General features: G+C 48.7%; 28 protein-coding genes. All 28 read right to left on the bottom strand.

Translation table 11 applies throughout. The features are described 5' to 3' along the window. Positions 1–17 precede the first annotated feature (17 nt). Positions 18–329 carry a hypothetical protein gene (locus tag BN3772_RS10065; protein ID WP_052380452.1) on the bottom strand — a complete coding sequence of 104 codons (312 nt, stop codon included), beginning with the start codon at positions 327–329 and terminating at the stop codon, positions 18–20. Between the two features lie 75 nt (positions 330–404). After that, on the bottom strand, positions 405–1,808 hold the full coding sequence (locus BN3772_RS10060) for a DUF342 domain-containing protein (protein ID WP_042199189.1): 1,404 nt from the start codon (positions 1,806–1,808) through the stop codon (positions 405–407). Between the two features lie 30 nt (positions 1,809–1,838). Then, positions 1,839–2,627, bottom strand: a complete 789-nt coding sequence (locus BN3772_RS10055; RefSeq protein ID WP_042177507.1) for a FliA/WhiG family RNA polymerase sigma factor — start codon at positions 2,625–2,627, stop codon at positions 1,839–1,841. Between the two features lie 77 nt (positions 2,628–2,704). Then, on the bottom strand, positions 2,705–3,112 hold the full coding sequence (locus tag BN3772_RS10050) for a hypothetical protein (RefSeq protein ID WP_042199187.1): 408 nt from the start codon (positions 3,110–3,112) through the stop codon (positions 2,705–2,707). 2 nt (positions 3,113–3,114) lie between these two features. Next, positions 3,115–3,612 carry a chemotaxis protein CheD gene (locus tag BN3772_RS10045; RefSeq protein WP_042177509.1) on the bottom strand — a complete coding sequence of 166 codons (498 nt, stop codon included), beginning with the start codon at positions 3,610–3,612 and terminating at the stop codon, positions 3,115–3,117. After that, entirely contained in the window at positions 3,605–4,231 is a 627-nt protein-coding gene (locus BN3772_RS10040) for a chemotaxis protein CheC (RefSeq protein ID WP_042177510.1), read from the bottom strand. The genes BN3772_RS10045 and BN3772_RS10040 overlap by 8 nt, the downstream gene beginning before the upstream one ends. A gap of 3 nt (positions 4,232–4,234) precedes the next feature. Further along, the gene (locus tag BN3772_RS10035) at positions 4,235–4,696 is read right to left on the bottom strand and encodes a chemotaxis protein CheW (protein ID WP_042199186.1); all 462 of its coding nucleotides are present in this window, start codon (positions 4,694–4,696) and stop codon (positions 4,235–4,237) included. A gap of 27 nt (positions 4,697–4,723) precedes the next feature. Continuing rightward, positions 4,724–6,799, bottom strand: a complete 2,076-nt coding sequence (locus BN3772_RS10030) for a chemotaxis protein CheA (protein ID WP_042199184.1) — start codon at positions 6,797–6,799, stop codon at positions 4,724–4,726. A gap of 34 nt (positions 6,800–6,833) precedes the next feature. Beyond that, on the bottom strand, positions 6,834–8,234 hold the full coding sequence (locus tag BN3772_RS10025) for a protein-glutamate methylesterase/protein-glutamine glutaminase (RefSeq protein ID WP_042199183.1): 1,401 nt from the start codon (positions 8,232–8,234) through the stop codon (positions 6,834–6,836). Between the two features lie 35 nt (positions 8,235–8,269). Then, a complete protein-coding gene (locus BN3772_RS10020; RefSeq protein ID WP_042177514.1) occupies positions 8,270–9,151 on the bottom strand; it encodes a MinD/ParA family protein in 882 nt (293 codons plus the stop codon). Then, entirely contained in the window at positions 9,148–10,545 is a 1,398-nt protein-coding gene (gene flhF, locus BN3772_RS10015) for a flagellar biosynthesis GTPase FlhF (RefSeq protein WP_042199182.1), read from the bottom strand. The genes BN3772_RS10020 and flhF overlap by 4 nt, the downstream gene beginning before the upstream one ends. Further along, positions 10,542–12,548: a flagellar biosynthesis protein FlhA gene (gene flhA, locus BN3772_RS10010; RefSeq protein WP_425280432.1), complete on the bottom strand. Its 2,007-nt coding sequence runs from the start codon at positions 12,546–12,548 to the stop codon at positions 10,542–10,544. The genes flhF and flhA overlap by 4 nt, the downstream gene beginning before the upstream one ends. Positions 12,549–12,594: 46 nt before the next feature. Continuing rightward, positions 12,595–13,689: a flagellar biosynthesis protein FlhB gene (gene flhB / locus BN3772_RS10005; RefSeq protein WP_042199179.1), complete on the bottom strand. Its 1,095-nt coding sequence runs from the start codon at positions 13,687–13,689 to the stop codon at positions 12,595–12,597. A 24-nt stretch (positions 13,690–13,713) separates the two neighbouring features. Next, a complete protein-coding gene (fliR, locus tag BN3772_RS10000) occupies positions 13,714–14,499 on the bottom strand; it encodes a flagellar biosynthetic protein FliR (RefSeq protein ID WP_042199177.1) in 786 nt (261 codons plus the stop codon). A gap of 10 nt (positions 14,500–14,509) precedes the next feature. Then, on the bottom strand, positions 14,510–14,779 hold the full coding sequence (fliQ, locus tag BN3772_RS09995) for a flagellar biosynthesis protein FliQ (protein WP_042199175.1): 270 nt from the start codon (positions 14,777–14,779) through the stop codon (positions 14,510–14,512). Positions 14,780–14,800: 21 nt separating this feature from the next. Then, entirely contained in the window at positions 14,801–15,568 is a 768-nt protein-coding gene (gene fliP, locus BN3772_RS09990; protein ID WP_042199174.1) for a flagellar type III secretion system pore protein FliP, read from the bottom strand. Further along, a complete protein-coding gene (locus BN3772_RS09985) occupies positions 15,565–16,092 on the bottom strand; it encodes a flagellar biosynthetic protein FliO (RefSeq protein WP_042199173.1) in 528 nt (175 codons plus the stop codon). The genes fliP and BN3772_RS09985 overlap by 4 nt, the downstream gene beginning before the upstream one ends. Positions 16,093–16,105: 13 nt before the next feature. After that, on the bottom strand, positions 16,106–16,471 hold the full coding sequence (locus BN3772_RS09980; RefSeq protein WP_039874260.1) for a response regulator: 366 nt from the start codon (positions 16,469–16,471) through the stop codon (positions 16,106–16,108). 26 nt (positions 16,472–16,497) lie between these two features. After that, entirely contained in the window at positions 16,498–17,826 is a 1,329-nt protein-coding gene (fliY, locus tag BN3772_RS09975) for a flagellar motor switch phosphatase FliY (RefSeq protein WP_042199171.1), read from the bottom strand. Next, the gene (gene fliM, locus BN3772_RS09970; RefSeq protein WP_042177523.1) at positions 17,816–18,814 is read right to left on the bottom strand and encodes a flagellar motor switch protein FliM; all 999 of its coding nucleotides are present in this window, start codon (positions 18,812–18,814) and stop codon (positions 17,816–17,818) included. The genes fliY and fliM overlap by 11 nt, the downstream gene beginning before the upstream one ends. Before the next feature lie 39 nt (positions 18,815–18,853). Beyond that, complete coding sequence (locus tag BN3772_RS09965) at positions 18,854–19,321, bottom strand: flagellar basal body-associated FliL family protein (RefSeq protein WP_042199170.1); 468 nt, start codon at positions 19,319–19,321, stop codon at positions 18,854–18,856. Next, complete coding sequence (locus BN3772_RS09960; RefSeq protein WP_039874275.1) at positions 19,318–19,542, bottom strand: flagellar FlbD family protein; 225 nt, start codon at positions 19,540–19,542, stop codon at positions 19,318–19,320. Before BN3772_RS09960 ends, BN3772_RS09965 begins: the two co-directional genes overlap by 4 nt. A 119-nt stretch (positions 19,543–19,661) precedes the next feature. Further along, a complete protein-coding gene (gene flgG / locus BN3772_RS09955) occupies positions 19,662–20,480 on the bottom strand; it encodes a flagellar basal body rod protein FlgG (protein ID WP_042199169.1) in 819 nt (272 codons plus the stop codon). Between the two features lie 121 nt (positions 20,481–20,601). Beyond that, positions 20,602–20,982 carry a TIGR02530 family flagellar biosynthesis protein gene (locus BN3772_RS09950; protein ID WP_042177526.1) on the bottom strand — a complete coding sequence of 127 codons (381 nt, stop codon included), beginning with the start codon at positions 20,980–20,982 and terminating at the stop codon, positions 20,602–20,604. After that, positions 20,979–21,473, bottom strand: a complete 495-nt coding sequence (locus tag BN3772_RS09945; protein ID WP_042199168.1) for a flagellar hook capping FlgD N-terminal domain-containing protein — start codon at positions 21,471–21,473, stop codon at positions 20,979–20,981. Before BN3772_RS09945 ends, BN3772_RS09950 begins: the two co-directional genes overlap by 4 nt. Positions 21,474–21,501: 28 nt before the next feature. Further along, positions 21,502–23,016, bottom strand: coding sequence for a flagellar hook-length control protein FliK (locus BN3772_RS09940; protein ID WP_052380451.1), 1,515 nt, complete (start codon positions 23,014–23,016; stop codon positions 21,502–21,504). 27 nt (positions 23,017–23,043) lie between these two features. Further along, positions 23,044–23,991 carry a MotE family protein gene (locus BN3772_RS09935; protein ID WP_052380450.1) on the bottom strand — a complete coding sequence of 316 codons (948 nt, stop codon included), beginning with the start codon at positions 23,989–23,991 and terminating at the stop codon, positions 23,044–23,046. Between the two features lie 18 nt (positions 23,992–24,009). After that, positions 24,010–24,453 carry a flagellar export protein FliJ gene (fliJ, locus tag BN3772_RS09930; RefSeq protein WP_042199167.1) on the bottom strand — a complete coding sequence of 148 codons (444 nt, stop codon included), beginning with the start codon at positions 24,451–24,453 and terminating at the stop codon, positions 24,010–24,012. Position 24,454 lies beyond the last annotated feature (1 nt).

Genomic DNA, 24,454 nt, shown 5'->3' with positions numbered 1-24,454 from the left:
GGTATCATTTGGACAGCTCAGAGGCTCAGGTCAAGCCGCCGCCCTTTATAAGGGTGCTCAGCATCATTAGGGGCTTCGCTTTTGCGCTGCCCTTGTCCTGATGGATGGTTGCCCTGGTCATTCCCCCGTTCTCCGTCATTACGGAGCTTCGCTTCCGAGGACTCATCAATTTCGCCCGTACGCTGGGCCAGTTCTGCAGATTGCTTTACGTTATGTACGGCCAACTGCTGCTGGTCAAGCATAGGACGGTGAAGCAGCTCGTTCTGGACTTTGCCTGCATCCGTAGTCCGGGGCAGTGCAATTTGCAATTCAACTGGTCTCAGGCTCACAATATTCCCCTCCCCATAAACCAAATGTACTGTCCCAGCATAAAGGAATGGCCGGCCGCTTGTGCTGCCCGCCTGTTAAATATATGGCGCCAGGGTAATATCGCCGTCGGAATAATGAAAAACAACCCGCTCCGTCGGATCCTTGACAAACCTCGTATATCTGCCGATTACAATCTTGGATCCGCCATAGATGGTTTTTACAACCTCGACCCTGGCTCTTGCAGTATCCTCCAGCATTTTCTCAATTTCCAGCACACGCTCTTTGATCCGTTTTTCATCACGTATATGGGCCTGTTTGGTCGCATTCAGCTTCACACGCAGCGCTACTTTATCTGAAGACAGCTGTCCGTTGTTAGCCAGCTGATTCAGCAGGTAGAGTGCCTTGTTCGTCTTATCCTCATTCTCCAGCAGCTGACGCAGCTCCTGGCGGAGCTCGTTGATTTCGTTGCGCAGTTCGGGAACTACACCTACTTCAATTGCAGTAGCAGTTGACATTGTATTCCCGATTGTCCGGGCAACCACTCTTTCTCCCGCCTGAACAATGCCGCCGACAATGAGCCCTTTGGTGCCGTTGCACAAAACATCCCGTCCTGCCCGAATATTGGAATGCATTATACTTTGGGATACGATTACATCTTCAGCGGCAAGCACATTGCCGTCCTGAATGAAGCTAACCTTGACATTTTTACCGGCGCTGATAAGGCCTTTGTTATAGCCGATTATACCGCCTGTTATTTCCACAGAACCGCCGGCAGTCAGCTCAGCGCCCTCTACTCCGCCGACAATGCGGATATCTCCTGCAGATTTTACAGAAAAGCCAGTCAGCACATTACCGCGGATAACCACAGTACCTACAAAGTCGATATTGCCGGTGCTGTAATCCACATCGCCGTTTACCTCATATACGGGAAAGACATTAATTTTACCATTGTCTGTCAGCGTAACTAACCCGTCGATTGCCGCGTACATTGCCGTCTCACCCTGGTCAAGCAGCACATTTTTACCAATCTTAAACCGCGCTTCTCTTCCGGGCCTGCAGGGAATCTCTTCACCGGTAACGGCCTTGCCCTTCTGGCCGGGCACCGGCGGAATGGCTTCACAGATTAATTGCCCCTTAAGCACATTGTTAAGCCGTACCAGATCCTTGTAATCCACCTTGCCGTCTTCTCTTTCGAGCGGCTTTCGGTCTTCATCCAGATCCATGGCCATAACAACACGCCCGTCAACGCCATGGACCGGCTCATAGCCGATAGCTACCGGCACTCTGCTGAAAAAATACTCCTCCGGATTACTGCTGATCCGTTTGACAATGTCGTGCTGAATACCGAACCGAATATCATGACCGTTAAGGAAGCCTTCCAGATCTTCGGCTGAGCAGGAGAAATCCTCATCCTTCTTAGTGAATTCCAGATAAGCAATTCCTTTATCCTCCGAAAACGTAATACTTACGTACTGGTTCAAAGCATGCTGACCGATCAATTACTGCTCCCCCTTGTCACCGTCGTCCGGTTAATCATTTTGCATAAGCAGGTCACGGTTTTTCTCAAGCGTTCCGCGCAGACGCAAAATAGCTTTTGAATGAAGCTGTGAAATCCGCGAAGGTGATAAAGACATGACCTCGGCGATTTCGCTTAAAGACAGATCTTCATAATATAAAAGGGACACTACGGTCCGTTCTTTCACCGTTAATTTTTCGATACCTTTGGTGAGTGTGTCGCGCAAATAAAACTCATTTACTTTACGGTCCGGATTTTTGGCTTTATCGTCCACCAGTATGGACATCCGTGTTTCCGATTCTTCTTCGCGGATCGGGTCTTCCAGAGAGCAGAGCGACATAACGGCCACGTCCTGCAGCATGTTTTGAAACTCAATCTCTGAAATGTTCAGATGCTGGCTCATTTCCTCATCACTGACTGATCTTAAGTATTTCTGCTCCAGCTGCTGATAGGCATCCTCGATTTTTTTGGCTTTTTCCCGTACGGATCTGGGAACCCAGTCGCTTTGGCGCAATGAGTCCAGAATAGCCCCGCGTACACGCCAGGAAGCATAAGTCTGAAACTGCAAACCGCGTTTATAGTCAAACTTTTCGATGGCATCTATAAGCCCCATTACGCCATTGCTGGCTAAATCATCCTTGGAGACATTTTTGGGCAGTCCGACAGCCAGTCGGCTTGATACATAATCAACAATATGGAGGTAGTTCTCAATCAGTCTTTTTTTGGCCTCAGGGTCACCGTGCTCTTTCCACTGCTCCCATAAACCGTCTGTTACTGCTTGAGAAGCTTTTTGCTCGTTCAATGGCTTTCACCCTTCCCAAAGTTTAGTCAGCAGATATCTGCGCGCTGGAAAGCCGTTAATGCGCGCAAGGATTCCGCTTATTCTTCTTTCAGGTGACGAACGGCCTTGGCCAATTCTTCAGGATCTTTCATGGATACCAGCTTAGGCGGCTGCAGGGGAGTAAAGCCTTCACTGCCCCCGTTATCCACTTCTGGCTTCTGCTTAAGCAGATTGATTAATTCTTCGTCTTCATCAGGCGTGCTCAGATCAAGATTGCCGCCCAATGCTTCATCTGTATCGGTAAACTCATTGTCCCCGGCTGACACAGATTGTTTAATAATAAAACCCAATACCCATCTCAGGAAGAAAGCAAGCACAAACCAAAGAATAAATCCATAAATCCCCCGAATCAGACTCGTCCCAAGTAAATTATGCCCGTAATTTGATAAAAAGGTAAATAAAAAACCGATCAAACCGGATAAAAGGCTAATTATAATTTTCCCCATCGCTATATTTCCTTAGTGCCTTTTTGGACACTGCGGATATGAAGCAACCCTGAGCTGCAGGCAATTTCGATCGTACGTCCGAAATTCCCGCCCGTATCCTCAGCGATCAGAGGAATACGAAGCGACTCCAGGGCAAGCTTGCAGGATTCGACGTTACGAGGCCCGATCCTCATGGTGTCATTCCCTCCGGCAAAAGCAAACATTTGTGAACCGCCGGCCATTTTGGCTACGATCCGGCTGCGGACCGCGCCAAGAGCCAGTAGGCGGGATAGCAGTTCAGGTACTGCAGTATCCGCAAACTTGGCTATGTTAAGCTGGCCCTCACGGGCAATCTCTGACGAAGGAAGCATGACATGTGCCATCCCCGCCAGTTTTTTGCCCGGATCAAATAAGGTAAGACCCACGCAGGAACCAAGGCCGGTCGTACGGATCAGACTATCCTGGCTGCCTACGTTAAGATCTGCCATTCCGACCTTAATAATGCTTTGCTCCTCAATCATTATCAAACGGTACTCCTAGAGCTTTGAAGATTTTCGGGAATGACTCGGGATCCGGAATCAGGAAAAATTGGCCTTCAATTTCATTTTGCCCTTCCAGGAAGGTAGTATCAATAAGCAGCGCATCATCACCCATCTGGCCGAATTGCAGCAGCCCGTAGCCGAGAATGGCCCCCGCCATATCCATGGCCAGCGCAGGCACAGTCGGAAACATGGACAGTGAGGTAAAGTCGGCAAGCGATGAAAGATAAGACCCAGCCAGAATATTGCCGATCTCACTCAGCGCGGAGAATTCCATCTCCCCCAGCTCCTGATCCGGAAGAATTTCAATTCCGGCAATCCGGTTCAGTAGACTGATAGCCGCATCCGGAGTAAGAATAAAGAAAAGATTACCCGGCGCTTCTCCTTCAACGCGCAGAAACACGGCATAGACCAATTCCTCTGCTCCGCCAACCTTATCAGTGATTTCTTCAAAGTTCAGCAGCTGAACCTTGGGTACAGCCATATCAATCGGCTTATTCAAAAGCTGGGATAATGCGGTGGCGGCGTTACCCGCTCCAATATTCCCCACTTCCTTCAAAACATCCATTTTGAAATCCTTGAAATTCTTGAACAGCTCCATAACCTATCCCTCTAGGCTTTCCAGTTGCACGATTTCACTCTTATTCAGCACTTCAGACAGGTTAAGCATGATTAACAGACGGTCTTCTCCAATTTTGGCCACTCCGTCCAGATATTTCGCCTTGATCCCGCCCACAACCTCTGGCGGTGTGTCGATAGAATCACGGTTCAGGTCAATGACATCATTAGCCGAATCCACGATGAAGCCGACTTCCATCTCATTGACATTAACAATTATTACACGGGTCTGGTCCGTATGCTCAGTTTCTTCAATTGCGAAACGGCCGCGCAGGTTAATTACCGGAATAACGACACCGCGCAGATTAATAACGCCTTTGATGAAGGAATACGTCTTCGGAACGCGTGTAATCGGCATCATGCGCTCGATAGTCTGTACCTTGTCCACTTCAATGCCGTATTCTTCAGATCCAAGCTTAAACACAATTACTTTAATATCCTCAGCCATGGAATGAACCTCCCTGTTCTATCCTGATTATTTTATAAATGCGTTAGGATCAATAATAAGAGCAACCTGTCCGTCCCCCAGAATAGTCGCACCGGAGATACCTTGAATCTCCGGCAGATACTTACCGAGATTCTTGATAACAATTTCATTTTGCCCGATGAAATCCTGGACAGCCAAAGCCGCCATCCGGTCACTTTTACGGACAACGATAATCTCTGTCTCCTCTTCTGCGCTATCATCAAAATCAGGAATGGCGTAGAACTTACTGAGCGAGAGCAGCGGAATATGGCTGTTGCGGAACTCGATCATTCTTGTGCCGTGAATGGTACGGATCTGGTTTTTCTTTACAATTCCAGTCTCAACAATCGATGAGAGCGGGATTGCATATTTCTCAGATCCGATCTTTACAAGCATGGCCGCAATGATGGACAGGGTCAGCGGAAGCTGTACCGAGAAGTTCGTACCCTTACCTGGTGTGGAATAGACTACCACGTTACCGCCAAGTGAAGTGATCTTCGATTTGACAACATCCAGTCCGACTCCGCGGCCTGATACGTCGGAGATTACCTCGGCAGTGCTGAAGCCCGCTGCGAACAGCAGCTGAATAGCTTCATCATCTGAATAGCCTGCTGCCTGCTCCTGTGTAATAATTCCTTTTTTGATGGCAGATTGCAGAATTTTCTGGGGATTAATACCGGCGCCGTCATCCTCGATTTCAATAAATACATGGTTGCCGCTGTGGAAGGCACGAAGATTAACTGTACCCGTATCGGACTTACCGGAAGCAACGCGGTCCTGAACCGACTCGACACCGTGGTCAACCGCATTACGCAGCAGATGCACCAGCGGATCGCCGATCTCATCAATAACCGTACGGTCAAGCTCAGTCTCAGCACCGGTAACAATAAGATCGATTTTTTTGTCCAGAGATTTAGCAAGGTCACGGACCATCCGAGGGAACCGGTTAAACACAGTGTCCACGGGCACCATTCTCAGCTTCATAACAATGTTCTGCAGATCACCGCTGACACGGCCCATGTGCTCAACTGTCTCAGTTAGATCAGTGTTTTGTACCTCTGAAGCCAGCTGCTCCAGGCGTACCCGGTCAATCAGCAGCTCGCTGAACAGGTTCATCAGCACATCCAGCCGCTCGATGTCAACGCGGATTGTCCGGGAAGGCGCAGCTCCTGTCCGGGAAGGCGCTGCCTTAGCAGCATTTTCTTCTCTGGCTGCCGGAGCTGCTGGAGCTGCCGGAGAAGCCGACGGGGTGGCGGCTGCTGGGGCTGTCTCTGCCGGAGCAGGCGCTTCAGCAGTAGCAGCGGCCTCCAGCGCCATTTGGGCAAGTGACTCCTGATCAAGTGCTACCGCTGTCACCGTGTCGATTTCCGATACGTTCATTATCATCGACTTCATTTCGTCGGCACCCTTTTGGGTTATGTAATAGAGTGAGAAGCCGTAATCGAATTTCTCCTGCTCTATATCCTGAACCGAAGGGAAGGATTTGATCACTTCTCCTGAACGCTCCAGGAGATCAAAAACCATGTAAGCCCGTACCGCTTTTAGCTGACAATCCTTTCGGATAGCTACATCGATATACAGCACCTGATGCCCTTCCTGAAGCGACTGCTCCAGGACAGAATACTGGAATTCATCCAGGGTGATCTGGAGATCACCAGAGGCTTCAGCAGCCGGCGCAGCCGCAGCTCCGCCCGCCGCAGGAATCTCACCGCGGACAATAGCCTGCAGGGCAGTGACAATCGAAGTTACATCTGCCTTGCCCTCGCCTCCAGCTGTAATATCCTGCACCATGGATTCAAGGGCATCCAGGCTTTTGAACAGGGTGTCAAAAATAAAATCCTGCATCCGCAGTTTATTATTGCGCACCAGGTCGAGCACATTTTCCATCTGGTGGGTAAGAGATGCAAGATCCTCAAACCCCATTGTAGCCGCCATACCCTTTAGGGTGTGCGCTGAGCGGAAAATCACCTGCACTATACTAATATCTTCAGGATTTGCTTCCAGTCCCATCATGCTCTCATTCAATGACTGCAGATGATCATTTGACTCATCAATAAACATGGATAAATATTGATTCATGTCCACTAACGAGCACCTCCCCTTCGAGTTCACTTTTCCTTTATTTAACAGCCTGTACCAGCCGGGGTGCAATTTCCTGCAGCGGCAGTACATATTTAACACAGTGCAGTTCGACCGCTGAGCGCGGCATTCCATAGACAACGCAGGTCTCTTCGTTCTCGGCGAATGTTGAGGTTACACCTGAATCGTACAGGGCTTTCATCATTCTGGCACCGTCGCTGCCCATTCCGGTCATGATAACCGCATGGCGCTCCAGCCCGGTCAGCGGCAGCAGGGATTCGTAGAGCGTATCAACGGATGGACGATGGCCGTTACGGGCATCTTCACTCGTAAGCTCAATGGCATATTGTCCTCCCGCTGCCGGAACAACCTTCACATGATACCCACCGGGAGCAATGTAAGCAGCTCCCTGGCGGAGTATCATGCCGTGCTCAGCCTCTGACACTTCAAGCGGACTGAAGGTGTTCAGCCGCTGGGCCAGTGACTTTGTGAAGTTCGGCGGCATATGCTGCACGATTACAATCGGTGCCGGAAAATCCGCCGGAATGTTCTCAAGAAATGTTTTAAGTGCCCGCGGGCCTCCTGTAGAGCAGCCAACCGCAACCAGCTTGCGCAGCCCCTTGGTTCCGGACTTACGGTCACCGGCTGCAGCAGGCGGCCCAGCAGGATAGGAAGCAGGCAGCTCCGGCACTGCAGTAACCTCAAGCGGCGCAGGCGTGACTGCATCAAGCTGCCGGCGGCTCTTAAACCGTTCGGTTGCAGCGGGCTTAGGATGAGATACCGGAGGTTTAGGCAGCTTCCGGATCGAATCTATTCCTGATTTGGCAGAGCCAGACAGCTTAGTACCGGATTCCGTGACAGGCGGCTTAGGCTTATCCGCCGCTTGTTTTGCCGGAGTCACTGCTGCGCTCTTCGGAAGATCCGGCATCCGCACCGGCAGCTCAGTTACAGCAGGCTTGCTGGTACCAGGCGGACGGAGAGGCTCGGAAATCGTACTATCAGATGGCTTCTGGGAAGCTATCCGTGCCTCGCGCTGCTCCCGGGCCAGCATTGCCCCTTTCATCTGTTCGATCAGGGATACACCAACCGCCATTATATCCTGTGAATTGGTTATCGACGGCTTGCGGATAAAATCAAAGGCTCCAGATTCTAGCGCCATGATGGTTTCCCTCATGCCCTCTTCATTAATGCCTGAGAGCATAATAACCGGCAGCGTGTGATTGGCCATAATCACTTTCAACGCTTCCAGACCGTTCATCTCCGGCATTTCCACATCCATTGTCACCAGATCAGGCTGAAGCTCGGTCACCTTCGCAATCGCTTCACGGCCGTTTACAGCCGTATCGGTCACCTTAAAATCAGGATCTTTTTCAATCAAATCAGATATGATCTTACGCATAAATGCGGAATCATCCACAACCAAAACTTTATATGGCCTCATAGCACTTCCACCTCTGTCCATCTAATTCTGAACAATTACTGTTTTCGCTTCAACCACTTGTTGATAAATCCCTTGATGCCCTGTACCTTTGTTGTGTCCGCCGGTTCGGCGGACAGGTAATTCAGAGCAAGCCGTTGCACGTCTTTGGCTGCTGCACTGTTCGGAAAAGCCACTGAGAATGGAACTTGTTTCTTGACTGCCTGAACCACATGCGCATCACTGCTGATGAATCCGAGAAAGGGGATATCCAGCTGCAGGAAGCGGCTTGCCGCCATGCGGATTTTGTCGCTGGTGCCCCTTGCTTCCTTTTCATCCCCTGCCTGGTTAACAATGAGCTTGAAAGATACGTCAGGATGAGAATTGTGTACAACCTTCATCAGTGCATATGCATCCGTTATTGCGGTTGGCTCCGGTGTTGTAACCACCAGACAATCATCTGCCGAGGTTATAAATTTTAGCGTTTCCTTCGAAAGACCGGCGCCAGTATCAAACAGGATGAAATCCATGGTGTCAGCAATTTGGGCAATCTGTGCCGTGAAATAATTCAGGTCACTCTCAGACAGTGAGAAAAGCTCATCCATTCCTGAGCCGCCTGCAATAAACGGCAGATCTCCGGGCCCCTTCTGGATAATCTGTGCGATATCCGCTTCTCTTTTCAACAGATGGTACAGGTTATATTTAGCCGTTACGCCCATAAGCACGTCGATGTTCGCCATTCCGATATCTGCATCGAACAAAAGCACACGTCTGCCCATCGCCTTCAGCGTCAATGCGAAATTGAGCGTAAAGTTCGATTTGCCCACACCGCCCTTCCCGCTGCACACAGTAATTATCCGTGCAGTGGGACCGGCTCCTGGCTCGCGTTTGGGGTCACGGCTGGATACCAGCTGCCGTAAAGATTGAGCCTGATCCATCAGTGGCCTCCTGTTCCCAGCAGCATTTCACTGAGTAATTCTTTGGAGGCCATCAGCAGATCATCCGGGACATTCTGACCGTTCGTCAGGTAAGACAGCTTGAGCGGAAAATCATTCAATACATTGAATAGAGGCCCGTAGCTCCCGGTCTCATCCATTTTGGTGAAAATAACTTTGTCGAGCTGGTAGCGGCCGAAATGCTCGGCTATCAGCTTCATATCCCGGCTTTTCGAGGTCATACTCAGTACCAGGAAGGTTTCGCTCTTCAGTTCCTTAGCGAGCAGGCTCTGAAGCTCGGCAACAAACATTTCATTGCGGTAATTGCGCCCGGCGGTATCCATTAACACCAGGTCACAGCTCTCCAAGCGGAACATTGCTCTCTGCAGATCACCCGGTGACTGTACAACCTCAAGCGGTATATTCAAAATAGCAGCATAGGTACGCAGCTGCTCCACTGCTGAAATCCGGTATGTGTCAGAGGTAATCAGTCCGACCTTCCGGCCATGCTTGAACAGCTGTTCTGCCGCCAGCTTGGCAATGGAAGTGGTTTTACCTACACCAGTTGGCCCGGCAATATAAACGATACTGGTATCTGCAGCAATCCCTCCGGCAATTCTTCCAGCCAGAAACCCGTTTATCTGCTCCTGCAGCATTTCCGGAAAACGCTCAGCGGTCCAGGTCCGTCCCTCCTCATTCCAGCGGTCATAAATAGTGCTGATCCATTCCTCTACAAGCACTGCGTCGGTATCCTGATCAATCAGCAGACGCTTCAGCTCATCCAGCATCTGCGGCAGCTCAATGCCGCTTGAGGAATAACGCGCTATCCGTTCCATCCATTGCTTCATATCCCTTATTTCACGGAGCACGTCACTTTCAGGCTCCGAGGGTACAGCGGTCTCCAGCTCTGCATCCAAGTGTTCAAATCGTTCTGATAACGGTTGCTTGCTATCCTGGGCATGGGAATCAGGAATAGGCTCAGCAGGCTTCCGCTCCGGCGGCCGGGGAAGCTCCTCCTGAGCAACAGCGGGCATTACCGCCACACCACCGGCTTCTCTGGCCTCTGACAGCGCCGCCGCTATTTCAGCAGCAAACGTCTCGGCCGCCGGCCTCTGCTCTTTAGGCGGCGTCTGGGTAGCTGCCACAGCCTTCTGATAAGCCTGCGGAACTGCGCTGCGCGGTATACTCGCCGGTGTTGCCGGAGCACTGCCGGCTCCAGACGGTTTACGCGCCTCCTCTACTGCAGCTACAACCTCTATCTTTTTTTTCTGGAACATTCCCATAAATCCGCCGATCTTAATCTCCTTGGTACTGAGGATAACGGCATCGCTCCCCAGCTCGCTGCGGATGGAATGCATCGCGTCTGGCATCGTATCGACCACATAACGCTTCACTCTCATAAGTTCACCACCCCAACGCTTTGAATTTCAATATTAGGCTCCAGCTCACTGTAGGATAGCACCGGGATATCCTGCATCGTCCGCTCAATCACCTGGCGCAGATACATCCGGATGGTTGGGGATGTAAGCACAATCGGCTGCTGTCCGGACTGCAGGAGACGGTTAATCTGTTCGGTAAGTCTTTGGTATACCGTTTGAGTCGAGACCGGATCAAGTGCCAGATAACTGCCCTGCTCGGTCTGCTGGACGCTTTCCGAAATTTTCTTTTCCAGATTAGGACCAACCGTAATGACCCGTAAGGTTTCTCCAGTCTGGGAGAACTGCTGGGTAATCTGTCTTGAAAGCGACTGCCGCACATATTCCGTCAGAATATCTGGATCTTTGGTATAAGTGCCGTAATCAGCAAGCGTCTCGAAAATGGTGACCAGATCCCGGATAGAGATCTTCTCCCGCAGCAGCTTGCCCAGCACCTTTTGCACATCACCGATAGCCAGTACTGAAGGAATAAGTTCATCAACCAGTACAGGATAATTCTCGCGCAGATTGTCGACCAGCTGTTTCGTTTCCTGGCGTCCGAGCAGCTCGTGTCCATGGCGTTTGATAAGCTCTGTCAGATGTGTCGCTACAACAGAAGGCGGATCTACCACAGTATACCCGGACAGCTCTGCCCGGTCTTTGACCGACTCATCGATCCATAAAGCCGGAAGGCCAAAGGACGGTTCGACAGTTTCTATGCCGTTAATCGACTCATCATCATACCCGGGACTCATAGCGAGATAGTGATTAAGTAGTAATTCACCACCGCCGACAGTATTTCCTTTAATTTTTATGACATATTCATTCGGTTTTAGTTGAATATTGTCGCGAATCCGGATAACCGGCACAACAAGTCCCATCTCAAGTGCACATTGCCGCCTGATCATGATAATCCGGTCAAGCAAATCACCGCCCTGCCCGGTATCAGCCAGCGGAATCAGCCCATAGCCAAACTCGAATTCAATCGGATCAACCGTAAGCAGATTAATAACACTTTCCGGACTGCGGACTTCTTCAATTTGCTTTTCTTCAACAAGCTGTTCATCGGCAATCTGCTTTTTATTTGCTTTTTGTCCCATTGTGTAGGCTGCATAAGCCATAAGTCCTGCAAGCGGTAAGGTGGATAATACCGTGATCGGGGTGAAAAAACCTAGAAATGCAATGGTCACGGCTACTATGTATAGTAGGTTAGGATAGGACATTAACTGTCCAGTGAGGTCTTCAGCTAAATTGCCATCAGATGCGGCTCTTGTAACAATGAGGCCTGAAGCAGTCGAAATGAGCAAAGCCGGAATCTGGCTGACAAGGCCATCACCTATGGTCAACACAGAATAAGTCGATAAAGCCTCGGAAAAGTCCATACCATGCACAACCATCCCAATAATAAAACCGCCGATTAAGTTAATCAGCAGGATGATAATACTGGCGATCGCATCACCTTTAACGAACTTACTCGCACCATCCATGGATCCGAAGAAATCCGCTTCACGCTCGATTTTCAGACGACGCTCTCTTGCCTGCTGTTCGTTGATCATTCCTGCGTTCAAATCCGCATCAATACTCATTTGCTTTCCGGGCATAGCATCCAGGGTAAAACGGGCGCCTACCTCAGCAACACGTTCGGAACCTTTTGTTATAACGATAAACTGAACTACAACAAGAATAAGAAAGACAATAAATCCTATAGCGATTTGTCCCCCGGCAATCCAGCTTCCGAACGTAGCCACAACCTCACCGGCATGTCCATCTTTTAAAATCAGCTTCGTAGTAGAAATATTCAGCGCCAGACGAAACAACGTTGTTATCAACAATAGTGAAGGGAAAATAGAGAATTGCAACGCTTCCTTATTGTTCATAGCAACCAGTATGATCATGAGGGCCAATGAAATATTAATAATGAGCAGTATATCCAGAAGCCAAACCGGGATGGGCAAAATCATCATAAGTACAATACCGATGATACCCATTAGTACTGATATGTCTCTAGCCTTCACTGTCCGCTACCTCCCCCGGTTAGTTCCTCTTACCTTTAAGCTTATATACATAGGCCAACACTTCAGCAACTGCCTGAAACAGATCCTGGGGAACGACATCCCCGATTTCTGCCCTTTGGAATAACGCCCGTGCCAGCGGCTTGTTCTCCATAGTCATAACACCATGCTCCTTAGCCAGTTCTCTGATGCGGAGTGCCACATAATCCTGGCCCTTGGCTATAATCTGCGGAGCCTCCATCGTTTTCCCGTCATATTTCAATGCTACGGCAAAATGTGTAGGGTTCGTTATAATAACATCTGCATTCGGAACTTCCTGCATCATCCGCATCATAGCCATTTTACGTTGGGCAGCTTTTATCTTCCCTTTAATTAAAGGGTCGCCCTCCTGATTTTTGTATTCATCTTTAATTTCCTGCTTGGACATCTTCAGGCTCTTCTCATGCTGAAACTTTTGATAAATGTAATCAAACACAGCCAAAACTAAGAGAAACGATGCAATTTTTATGCCCAGATTCATAGTCATTTTTGCAGCATATCGGAAAGCACTTTCAGCATCAACATGTGTAAGCGTAGCAATGTTGTCTATTTCACCCCAAAGTGCGCTGTAGACCAGATACGCAACAATCAGCAATTTAAATACAGACTTGAGAAACTCGACAAAAGCTTTCATTGAAAAAATATTTTTAAAGCCGCTAATCGGATTTAGCTTACTGAATTTAGGCGTGATTCCGGCTGTAGTATAAAGAAATCCGACTTCTGCATAGTTAACAACTAGTGCTGCGATCAAGGTAATAATCAGAAGCGGTGCCAGCAGCATCAGAATTTGCAGCCCGAATTCATTAAACATATTTATAACGTTGTCCGAGGTTACCTCCATCAGCAACCGGTTTTGAAAAACATCTGTGTAAAGCGTCATTAGCCGTTCTCGCATATAGCTACCAAAAGTAATCAAACTGATTAATGCTGAGAACAGGACTATAGAACCGGATAACTCGGCGCTTTTGGCTACCTGGCCCTTTTTCCGGGCATCTGAACGCCGTTTTCCTGTTGGCTTCTCGGTTTTGTCACCCCCGAAAAGCTGAAGATCAAGCTTATATCGCCCTGCTTCAGGCATAACAAATTCTCTCCTTACAGTCACCTAAGGGCTCTTCCCTAAGAGGCCAAGCAAATTTTGCATAGACTCAAACATGATGTCGTAAAGATTCTGAAACAAGAACGCAAGACTTGGCATTAGAACAAGGAACAATGAAAGTCCCACAATAATTTTAATTGGAACGCCTATAACAAAAACATTAAATTGGGGAGCGGTTCTAGCCAGGAAAGCCAGGCCAATGTCGGTTAGAAACAATGCAGTGACTAACGGTGCCGACATTTGAAAAGCAAGCATAAAGGATTGCGCAAAGCTTCGAACCAGGAAATCCGACAGGCTCCCGTCTAACATTTTTACAAAAATGGTGTTATCTATTGGTACCCAGTTGTAGCTGTAAATGATGGCATCCAGCAAGTAGTGATGACCATTCATAATGACAAACATGGTCAGTGCTATCATATATTTGAAGTTACCAAAAATCGGGGCTGAGGATCCGGTCATAGGATCTATTACGTTAGCGATGGCAAAGCCGATTTGGATATCAATAAAAGAACCGGCTGCCTGTATAGTCATGAACATCAGATAACCAAGAAATCCAAGCAGCAGTCCGATTAATACTTCTCTGATAATAAGAATGATATAGGTCAGATCCTGCGGTACTGTAATACTCGTCCCGCCTGAGCTATAAACCACCATGGCTACAAAAAATGACAATCCGATTTTGAACTGCATTGGCACGCTCCGTGAAGAAAACACCGGAACTACAACAAAAAAGGAGGTAATTCGACAAAAAATCAGCAGAAAAACAGGAAAACTTTGCAGCAGGGTCTCCATATCCATAATCTTAACCGATATACATATAGAGACTGCCCAAAATTTGACCGGTAAAATCTACAAGCTTAGTAATAATCCAAGGGCCAAAAATTAACAAGGCCAGTAATACAGCGACAATCTTAGGAACAAATGCCAACGTCTGCTCCTGAATTTGTGTTGTTGCCTGAAAGATACTCACGGTGAGTCCCACCACCAGACCAAGAATAAGCATGGGGGCACTTGTTTCAAGTATCAAATATACGGCTTGACCTGCCAGGCCGATAATAAACTCCGCATTCATCCCACACGCCTCCTCTTATTGTCAGGTGTTGAAACTTAGCAGCAGGGACTGAACGACCAGATACCAGCCGTCGACCAGTACAAAGAGCATTATTTTGAAAGGCAATGAGATCATGACCGGGGGAAGCATCATCATCCCCATAGCCATCAAAGTACTTGAAACTACAACATCAATAATCAAAAAGGGGATAAAGATCATGAACCCCATCATAAAAGCCTTTTTCATTTCACCTATGGCAAAAGCAGGTACCATAACAGTAAGCGGAATATCGCTGTAGGTCTCAGGCTTAACCGAAGCATTGCCGCCGGTGTAATTCATAAACAGCAGCAGGTCTTTGGTGTTCGTCTGCTTAAACATAAATTCCTTCATGGGATCAGCTGCTCTGGTGAGCGCTTCTGATTGGGTAAGCGTCCCCTTCATGTAGGGCTGTAAAGCCTGTTCATTCACCTGTGAGAGCGTAGGTGACATTATAAACAGGGTGAGGAACAACGCAAGTCCTACCAGTACCTGGTTCGGGGGCATCTGCTGAGTACCCAGAGAGGTTCTGACAAAACCAAGTACGATGACGATTCGTGTAAAGCTGGTCATAAGGACTAAAAAAGCCGGGGCCACACTCAATACTGTAACAAGGAGCAGAATCGAGATGGAGCTGGTTCCCCCGCCAGCTGTACTATCACCGCCTCCGACCTGAATGTTGATATTCGGAATAGGATCTGCGTGAATCGGATGTAAGAGCAGCATACTGAATATACCGAGCAACAGAAAAGAAAGAATCAGCTTTTTGTTCATAAATTCCTCGACTCATCCTTAAGACTATCATCCCGGAGAAGCTCTTCCATTTTCTCTTTACGCTCAGGCGACTGCGCAAGCTTGGATTGCAAGGTCTCATAAAAAGAGGACGTTTCATTCAATTCTATTTCCTGGGAGGGCACCTCTCCGCGTACCTTTGCCTTGATCCTGGACAGGAGCGGCACCAGAAGATTATTCTGTCCTGCCGCCTGATCCTCGAATCTTGAAACGATAATCGCCACTTCGGCAGGATCAGTGATTTTATCCAGCATAGAAATATTCTCACCGACCCCGATTAAGTAAAGGCTGCCTCCGATTTCCAGTATCTGCACTGACTTGTTGGGCCCCATGCCGACCGCTCCAAGCGTCCGGATGGATTGCCCGCTCATTAAAGTCTGATTACGGCGACCGAGAAAACGGATCAGCAGCACTATAAGCACAACAATGATGGCAAGCACAAAAATAACCTTAATTAAACTCAGCAGGGGATTGCTGTCTCCGAGCATTTCGGAATTGGCTAACATGCCTTATTCCTGCCTATACGCCCAGCGTTTTGTTGATTGCTTCAACAACACGGTCTGCCTGGAAAGGCTTCACAATAAAGTCCTTTGCACCGGCTTGAATAGCATCAATAACCATAGCCTGCTGACCCATGGCTGAGCACATGATGACTTTGGCGTTGGCATCCACTTTTTTAATTTCCTTAAGGGCGGCAATGCCGTCCATTTCAGGCATTGTAATGTCCATTGTAATCAGATCCGGACGCAGCTCTTTGAACTTCTCGATTGCCTGCGAGCCGTCTTGGGCTTCCCCCACTACTTCAAATCCGTTTTTCGACAAAATGTCACGGATCATCATTCTCATAAATGCTGCATCGTCCACGATTAGAATTCGGTTAGCCATTTTTAAAAAATCCTCCCTAAGTATGTTTATTGTAATTTTTGGATTCGGTCCCACTGGCTGACGATATCCGTAACGCGAACCCCGAAGTTCTCGTCAATAACTACGACTTCCCCTTTGGCGATCAGCTTGTTGTTTACCAGAATGTCAACGGGCTCACCGGCCAGCTTGTCCAGCTCGATAATCGAGCCTTGTGACATTTCCAGAATATCTTTGATCTGCTTTTGGGTCCTTCCTAATTCTACGGTTACTCTCAGTGGTATGTCCATCAATAAATTTAAATTATTTTCATCGACATTGCCAAAAGCTCCTGCACTCAGGTTAGCAAACTGTACAGGCTGTACGTTTACGTTGCGGTTTGGCTGCGGTGTCTGCGGCGGAGCCTGCTCATATGGCATGCCCTGCTGCGGCATTCCATACGGAGGCATGCCATATGGCGGCATCCCCGGCATTCCGTAAGCCGGCATTCCTGCCGGAGGATAATAATAGCCCCCCTCCATTCCAGGGTACGGCGGCACTCCCTGCGGAGGATACTGCGGCGGGATTCCGCCCTGCGGCGGCGGAGCCTGCTGTGCCGGCGGCATTTGCGGTGCCGGCTCAGAGGCAGGCGGTGCAGAGGCTGCTGGCGCCGGCGGCGCTTCAGTCCGCGCTGCTGCGGTTTCCTGCTCAGGCTGACCGACATCACCGAGCAGCATGGTTACCATATCCTTGGCAAACTGCACAGGCAGGAGCTGCATGATTGTTGAGTCAATCAAATCCCCGATCTTTAAGCGGAAGGAGATTTGAATGAGCGTTTCATCATCGGGCAGGCTGCCTACACCTTCACCGCTGGACATATTTAGAATATCAATACCCGGAGGCGAAATATTGACGAACCTGTTGAAGATGGTTGACATGGATGTCGCTGAAGAACCCATCATCTGGTTCATGGCTTCCTGCACTGCACTGATGTGAATCTCGTTCAGCTCTTCATCCTTGGGTTCACCTTCACCGCCGAGCATGAGATCTGCGATAACCTGGGCATCACGGATTTTGATAACCAGGGAGTTAATTCCCTGGAATCCATCCACATACTGTACATGAACAGCTACATGCGGCTTCGGAAATGCTTCTTCAAATTCGCTGCGGGTGATAATGGATACCTTCGGAGTAGTAATATCAACCTTTTTGCCAAGCAGGGTAGAGAGTGCAGTTGCTGCACTGCCGAATGTAATGTTTCCGATTTCTCCCAAGGCATCCTGCTCAAACGGGGTCAGAAAGTCATCAACTGTCTTAACCTCGGGTGCCAGAGAGCCTTCCGCAGATTGCCTGAGAAGAGCATCAATCTCTTCCTGGGATAAATAATCTTTACTCGTCAAACTCTTCAACTCCTTCACTGACAATCTCGTCTATTTGTACAGCTACACGATCCTTTATCATCCCGGGACTTCCGATGAATTTTAGCCTGTCCCCTACTTTAATGGACAAGCCTGCATCCACAGTCTTGTTCAGAGAGATAACGTCGCCTACACTAAGCCCGAGAAATTCAGCAATGGATAACCTCGATTCGCCTAGCTCTGCTACAATTGGCAGCTGTGCCATGTTAACTCTCGACCTTATCGCCTCTAATTCAACTTCGTCCCGAACCTTCTTCTCTGATACAAACCATTGATGGACCGAAAGCCTTGACATAATCGGTTCAAGAACGACGTGAGGGATACAAAGATTGATCATCCCGGTAGTGTCGCCAATTTTGGTGCTTAGGGAGATCAGAGCGATCGTTTCATTCGGCGAGACTATCTGCATGAACTGCGGATTGGTTTCGAGCCCTTCCATCCTGGGATTAATGTCAAGCACGGTTTTCCAGGCCTCCTGCAGACTCTCAAAGCACCTGCTGAAGATCCTTTCCATAATGGTTGTTTCGATTTCGGTCAATGTGGTAATTTTGGTGGGAGCTGTTCCGAATCCGCCGAGCATTCTGTCCAGCATTGCAAAGGCAATATTCGGATGCACTTCCATCACCATACGGCCTTCCAGCGGCTCCGCCTCGAAAATGTTCAAAATCGTCATTTTGGGAATGGAGCGGATAAACTCATCATAAGGGAGCTGCTCTACTTGAACGACATTGATCTGTACGAAGGTGCGTAATTGGGCCGAAAAATAGGTAGTAAGATAGCGGGCGAAATTGTCATGGATACGTGTAAGACTGCGGATATGATCTTTTGAAAAGCGTACAGCCCGTTTGAAATCGTAAGAACGGATTCTTTTCTGGGTTTCTTCTTTTTTCAGCTCATCGGCATCCATTTCACCCGAAGATAGTGCAGCAAGCAGAGCATCAATTTCATTTTGTGATAGTACATCAACCAATTTATTCACCCCCCTATCAAGGAATTATCCTGTCAGCAGCTAAATGGAAGTCATAATGAAGTTTGTTACTTCAACCTGGGTCAGCTTGCCTTCAGTTAAGGTCTTGTTTATCAGATTTACCAGTTTGCTGCTCAATTGATCCTTGCCGTTCGCCCCGTTTAGTTCCTCAGGCTTTGTATCGGCAAGTGTTTTGATCAGCAGCGGTTTGATCTTGAGGTCCTTGATCTTTTCAAAATCTTCCTTGGCCTTGACGGTATCCAGCTGAAATGCAAAATTTATTAGAACGATATAATCGGTGTCGGCAAGATTAGTTTTGATGTCTGTGATTTCTGATGACAGCTCCACGATTTCGTCAGCGCTTAATCTTTGGACTTCCGTATTTTGGACAGCTGCATTTACATCGTTGACATCACTCGGAAAAATTCTATCCATCAGTAAAAACGCGGCAACCAGAATAAGCGTAATTGCCAGTAAAATCGTAATGAGCCACGGCAGCATCTTTTTCATGAAAGCTCCTCCATTGATTGGACTTTAATGGTGGCAGCATATGTGCCTATGTCCCTGTTATAATCCCGAATTTTGGTTATTACCTCTTCTGCCTTCTCAAGCACGATCAATCTTTTACCCGTTACAAGCGTAATGTACGTATCCGGACTTTCTTCTACCATTTCTACGAGCAGGGCATTCAGCCACATGGGCGCCCCGTTCAATCTTGTTACCGAGATCATAACAGGCCTCCTAACAAAAAATAGGGGGAGGAGTTCCCCCCCGCGACTTCGCAATAACAGCTGCGCCAAAAGGCGAAACGTTATTATTATACAGCAAGTTTGTAATGACGGCTAAAAAATTAGCGTTTCAGGTTTACAACTTCCTGAAGGATTTCATCGGAGGTAGTAATGATCCGGGAATTCGCCTGGAAACCGCGCTGAGTTACGATCATCTCCGTAAATTCACCAGTCAGGTCGACGTTAGACATTTCCAGCTGGCCTGCCACGATTGAGCCTGTTCCCACCTCAGCATTATTTGCTGTCGTCGGGGCAAGCTCGCCATCCGCATTGGCGTTCAATGTCATCCGGAACAGATTACCGCCGATTTTTTCCAGACCCTGAGGGTTGCTTACTTTAGCAACACCAATCTGTACACCAGCCTCCGTAGTACCGTCAGCCATTGTCTGCACAATGGTACCGTCGCTTGAGATTGAGAATGCAGTTACATCCTCACCGAGCTGAATCGCTTCACCGTCAGAATCCAGTACATGCATGCCGTCAGAAGTGATCAGGTTACGGCTCGCATCCACATGGAAATCACCTGCTCGCGTCAGAAAAGGGGTCTCCTGGTCATCAGACAGCCGTACCAGGAAGAAGCCGTCTCCGTCAATCCGCAGATCGGTCGGATTGTTGGTGGTCATCGCACTGCCCTGCAGATGAAGCGTATCAACCGAGCCGATGCTCACCCCAAGACCAACCTGCTTGGCATTTACACCGCCTTGTCCGCCGTCTACAGGTGCTGAGACACCGGAAATTGTCTGGCTCATGATGTCTTTGAACATAACGCGGCCGGATTTGAAGCCGATAGTATTCACGTTGGCAATGTTGTTACCGATAACATCCAGCTTCGTCTGAAATCCGCGCATACCCGAAACGCCTGAATACATAGATCTTAACATTATTATTGTCCTCCTAGATTAAGAGTCAGCTGACTCTTCATATTAATGAAATAGGTTCATTCTGACATGGCCGCGTCAGTCGGTCGGCGGCCATTCCGGCTCTCCGGTTAGGACCGGCCGGTTATGAAATGATCACTGCACTGTCAATCTGCGTAAATACATTATCCTTCATTGAGTTACCATCCATCGCTGTTACCACTGTGCGGTTCGGCACACTTACAATAAGCGCCATGTCCTTCATCAATATCAGAGATTCTTTACTGCCTTTTGCGGCAGCCTTCTCCACAGCATTCGAAATCTGGTCCAGCTGGCGGCTGCCAAGCTCAATCCCCCGCTGCTCAAGCCGTTTGGCGGCATGGTTGCTGAACTTAAGCATATTCTTCTGCAGTACACTCTCAAAGCTGGCTTCACTGCCGGCGGTTTTAGCAGTATGTGATCTTTGGAGCACCTGCGGATGAACTGCGCTAGGGTACAGCTGGCCTATAGTCAGCCGTTCACTCATATGCTCTCCCCGCTCTCCCCGCCGCTTTCCTGTGCTTCACTTCCGCTGACGGCTTCGGCTTTTGCTGCTGCATTCATTATCTGGGTAATATTAGCCAGAGCAATACGCTCACTGCCTACAACCGCGTATTGTACACCGCCGCTGACTACAATAGACTCTACATTACCTGACTTCGGCAGCTCTGTAGATACATCAGTCCAGGTTATATCCTTGCCGATCAATCCGGAAACGGAGCCCAGAGACTGATTCATGGCGGTGAGCTGAGTTGAAATATTCATTAATTGTTCCACAGATGTGAACTGTGCCATCTGAGCGATAAATTCCTTATCCTCCATCGGCTGCATCGGGTCCTGGTTCTGCAGCTGAGTGATCAATATTTTCAAAAACTGGTCTTTACCCAGCGTAGAATTACCGGTTGTTTTGGCTGTTCCAGAATTGTTTGCTACATAATTCCACTGATTATTATTAGAGACAGGTGTAGTTGACGCCATTTATAATTCACCTCGCAATTCATTTAAGCTATGCCTTGGCCGAAAAGCCTCCGCTCTGGTTCCGCATGTCCTGCCGGTTGTTTGAAGCCCATTCCTTAAACTCGCCATTCAGCTCAGCAGCGAGCATTGCATCCTCTATATCCTCACGCCGTTCTCTGGAATTTCTGTTCTGCTGGCCGCCTGAATTCTGCTGGCGCCCCTGCTGATCATTGAACTGTGAGAAAGGCGCTGTGCTCTGTGTTACTTCGAGCTTTTCCACTTGAATCCCCTGAGCTTGAAGAGCTGTTCGAAGCTGACTCATCTGCTGCTCAAGCATTTCTTTGGCCCCGGAGTGTACCGTTGCAAACTGGGCAATCAAATTCCCGTTCTGCATTGTAATCTTCACATCGACCTGCCCCAGATTTTCAGGAAACAGTGTAATCGTCGCCTCAGCTATTCCGCCTTTGCTTACAATTTCCAGTTTGCCAGTGATAAATGTATCCATCTGCTGGGCAAATTGACTGACCGGCACCTTGGTTAATTCAGCCTTTAGCGGTGCTGTAAGGCCTTCTCTTATTACTAATTGGCCGGCTGTCACTACATCATTACTGTCTTCAGTCACTTCTACTTCCGGCATAGAATCTTCTACTTTAGCGGTAGTGCCATTGTCCGCAGTAAGAGCTGTTTTAGTCAATCCTGTAAGGTTTTTTTCTTCTCCTGTATTTGCTGAAAGTGCCAGGGGAGATAACTCATTCTGTTCAGCTGTAACTGTCGGAATTGCAGTTGTAGTTGTTGCAGCTGTAGCAGCAGTTGACGGATTAGATAGAACCGGAACACCTTTTTCAGCAATTTGTGGCTTGCCTCCGCTTTCTGCTGCGGTATTGTTTTTAACAGGCGGCAGAGCAGCGGGAGCTGAATGACTCAATCCCTTACTCTTAGCTCTACTCTCTGGAACGGCAGCTTCAGTCATAATAGCGGAGAACTGTTGTAACAGTTCAGCACCCGAACCTGCCAGCGCCTTATCCCCCTCCGCAGATGCCTGCTGCAGCATAGTGACCAGACCGTTAAGCTCATCCTGCACTGCGAAACGGATTGTTTCGGGATTCTGGGCGAGCGGTGATAACATCACACTTTCTGTCCCTCCGTCAGCTGCTCCCTGACCGGATACTGTCGCTTCGGAAAGCAGCTGTGCCGCCTGCAGCAGCCAGCCCTGAAGAGCTGCCAGCAGCGCCGGGTCGGCCTCAAGACTTTCATCAAGCTGATCCATATCGTCATCCAGATTCTTCATTAAATCAGCGTGTCCTGTAATGTCTGCTGCGCTTGCCTCTTCCGCTCCGGACTGTACGGCAGCCAGCAGACCTTGCAGCAATGAAACAAGGCTTCCCGGTTGAGGTGCCGTTACAGCTGCACCGGTTGTTCCGTTCATCGTCTGAACAAGTCTCTGGGCAAAAGGCTGTACTGTTGAAGCAGTACCGGCGGCAGCAGCCTCAGCAGTTGCGGCTGTTCCGCCACTTGCGCTCGCAAGCAGATTGCCGCCTGAAAATGATGGTACAACTAAACCCATATTTGATTTCACCTCCTTTCAAAGCAATTATTTACCGCCCATCAGACGGTTTAGAATTTTTGCTGTAAGCGCACTGTCATTCTTGGTCATCTCACCCAGGATTGAAGATCTTACAGAGTCTCCTACTGTATTCAGGACTGTAATAACCTTATCAGGACTGACACTGTACATTGAACCCAGCAATGTCGCCGCTTCTGCAGCCGGCATTGTTGCGAACGTCTGGCTCAGCTTTTCCTGATCCAGATTACCGGATGCTGCAGGTGTTGCAGCCGTGCTTGCCTGGTCCTGTTTGAGTCTTGATTGAAGGGCTGCAATAGCCATATCGGTTGAATTGGTTGTTTCCTTTAGCTTTACTGACACTTCTGCAGCTTTTTGCGGATCCATTTTTTCCAGGATTGCCGTTTTACTGGCTGTATTCATGGCACTCATAATCTGTACCTGCTCTTCAGTGGTCAGATTCTCCATAATCGGTGCTGCCTTGGATGCCTTCATTCCTGAATACAGTTTAGCAAGTTCGGTCACCTTGTCCTGATAAGGATCCTCTTCCGCCACGGCAGCCTCAGCCGCCGCAGCTTCTGCTGTCATTGTGTCAATCTGCTTCTGCAGCGCTTCAACCTGTGTAGTCTGTGCAGTCTTTTCATCATTAACTTGCTGCAGTTGGGCCTCCTTTTCAGCAAGCTGGGATTTCAGCTCTTTAATTGTTGATTCCGAGCTTTTCGCCTGCTCCTCGCCTGAGGCCGCTTCTTCTTCTGCCGCTTCACTTCCCGGCTCCACAACCGGGTCAGGAATCCATTGATTCACTACCGGAATCTTGTTAGCCACTTCCAGCGCCTTGTTGCGGATGTCCATATTAAAAAGAGTCAGCAGCACTCCAAGCAGCACAAGCGTAAAAATAATCGGTATCATCAGAAACAAAAACCGCTCGAATTTGCTTGCCGACTCTTCGTTTTCAAGTTCCATATCGTTATTAGCCACTGGCGGAAACCTCCCGGGTTAGAGGGATTTCATCGCGAAGCGGACGGTAGCCATCTCATCCAGTTCGTTTTGTTCCCGTAAAATCATATCCTGCTGAAAAATAGTTTTTGCCTTGTCCCTGGCTTTCAGCCAGACCTTCTCGTCCAGCACCTTTGTGCTGAGATGATCCTGCTTATGCTGAACCTCCTGATGGGCACGTCTGATGTCTTTGTGCTTGCGGGCAATACAGGAATCGAGAAACTGCACATAATGCTGCATTTCAATAATTTTGGCTATGGGTGTTTTTTGTTCAGCTGCGTTCTGCAGCGACAGCATCAGTGAACTGCGCTGGGCCATTAATTCATCCAGGCTTTTTTCCTGTGCCTGCAGTTCTCCGAGTGCAGTTGAGAGCATCCACTCTGCCTGTGTTTTCTCGTTGCCCTTCAAGTCCACCACTTTTTGAAAAGTATAATGGAACCTCATT

The sequence above is a fragment of the Paenibacillus camerounensis genome, from assembly GCF_000723885.1.
GTDB lineage: Bacteria > Bacillota > Bacilli > Paenibacillales > Paenibacillaceae > Paenibacillus_AQ > Paenibacillus_AQ camerounensis.
The sequence above is the reverse complement of the archived record's forward strand: the minus strand, read 5'-3'. Positions and strand labels throughout refer to the sequence as shown.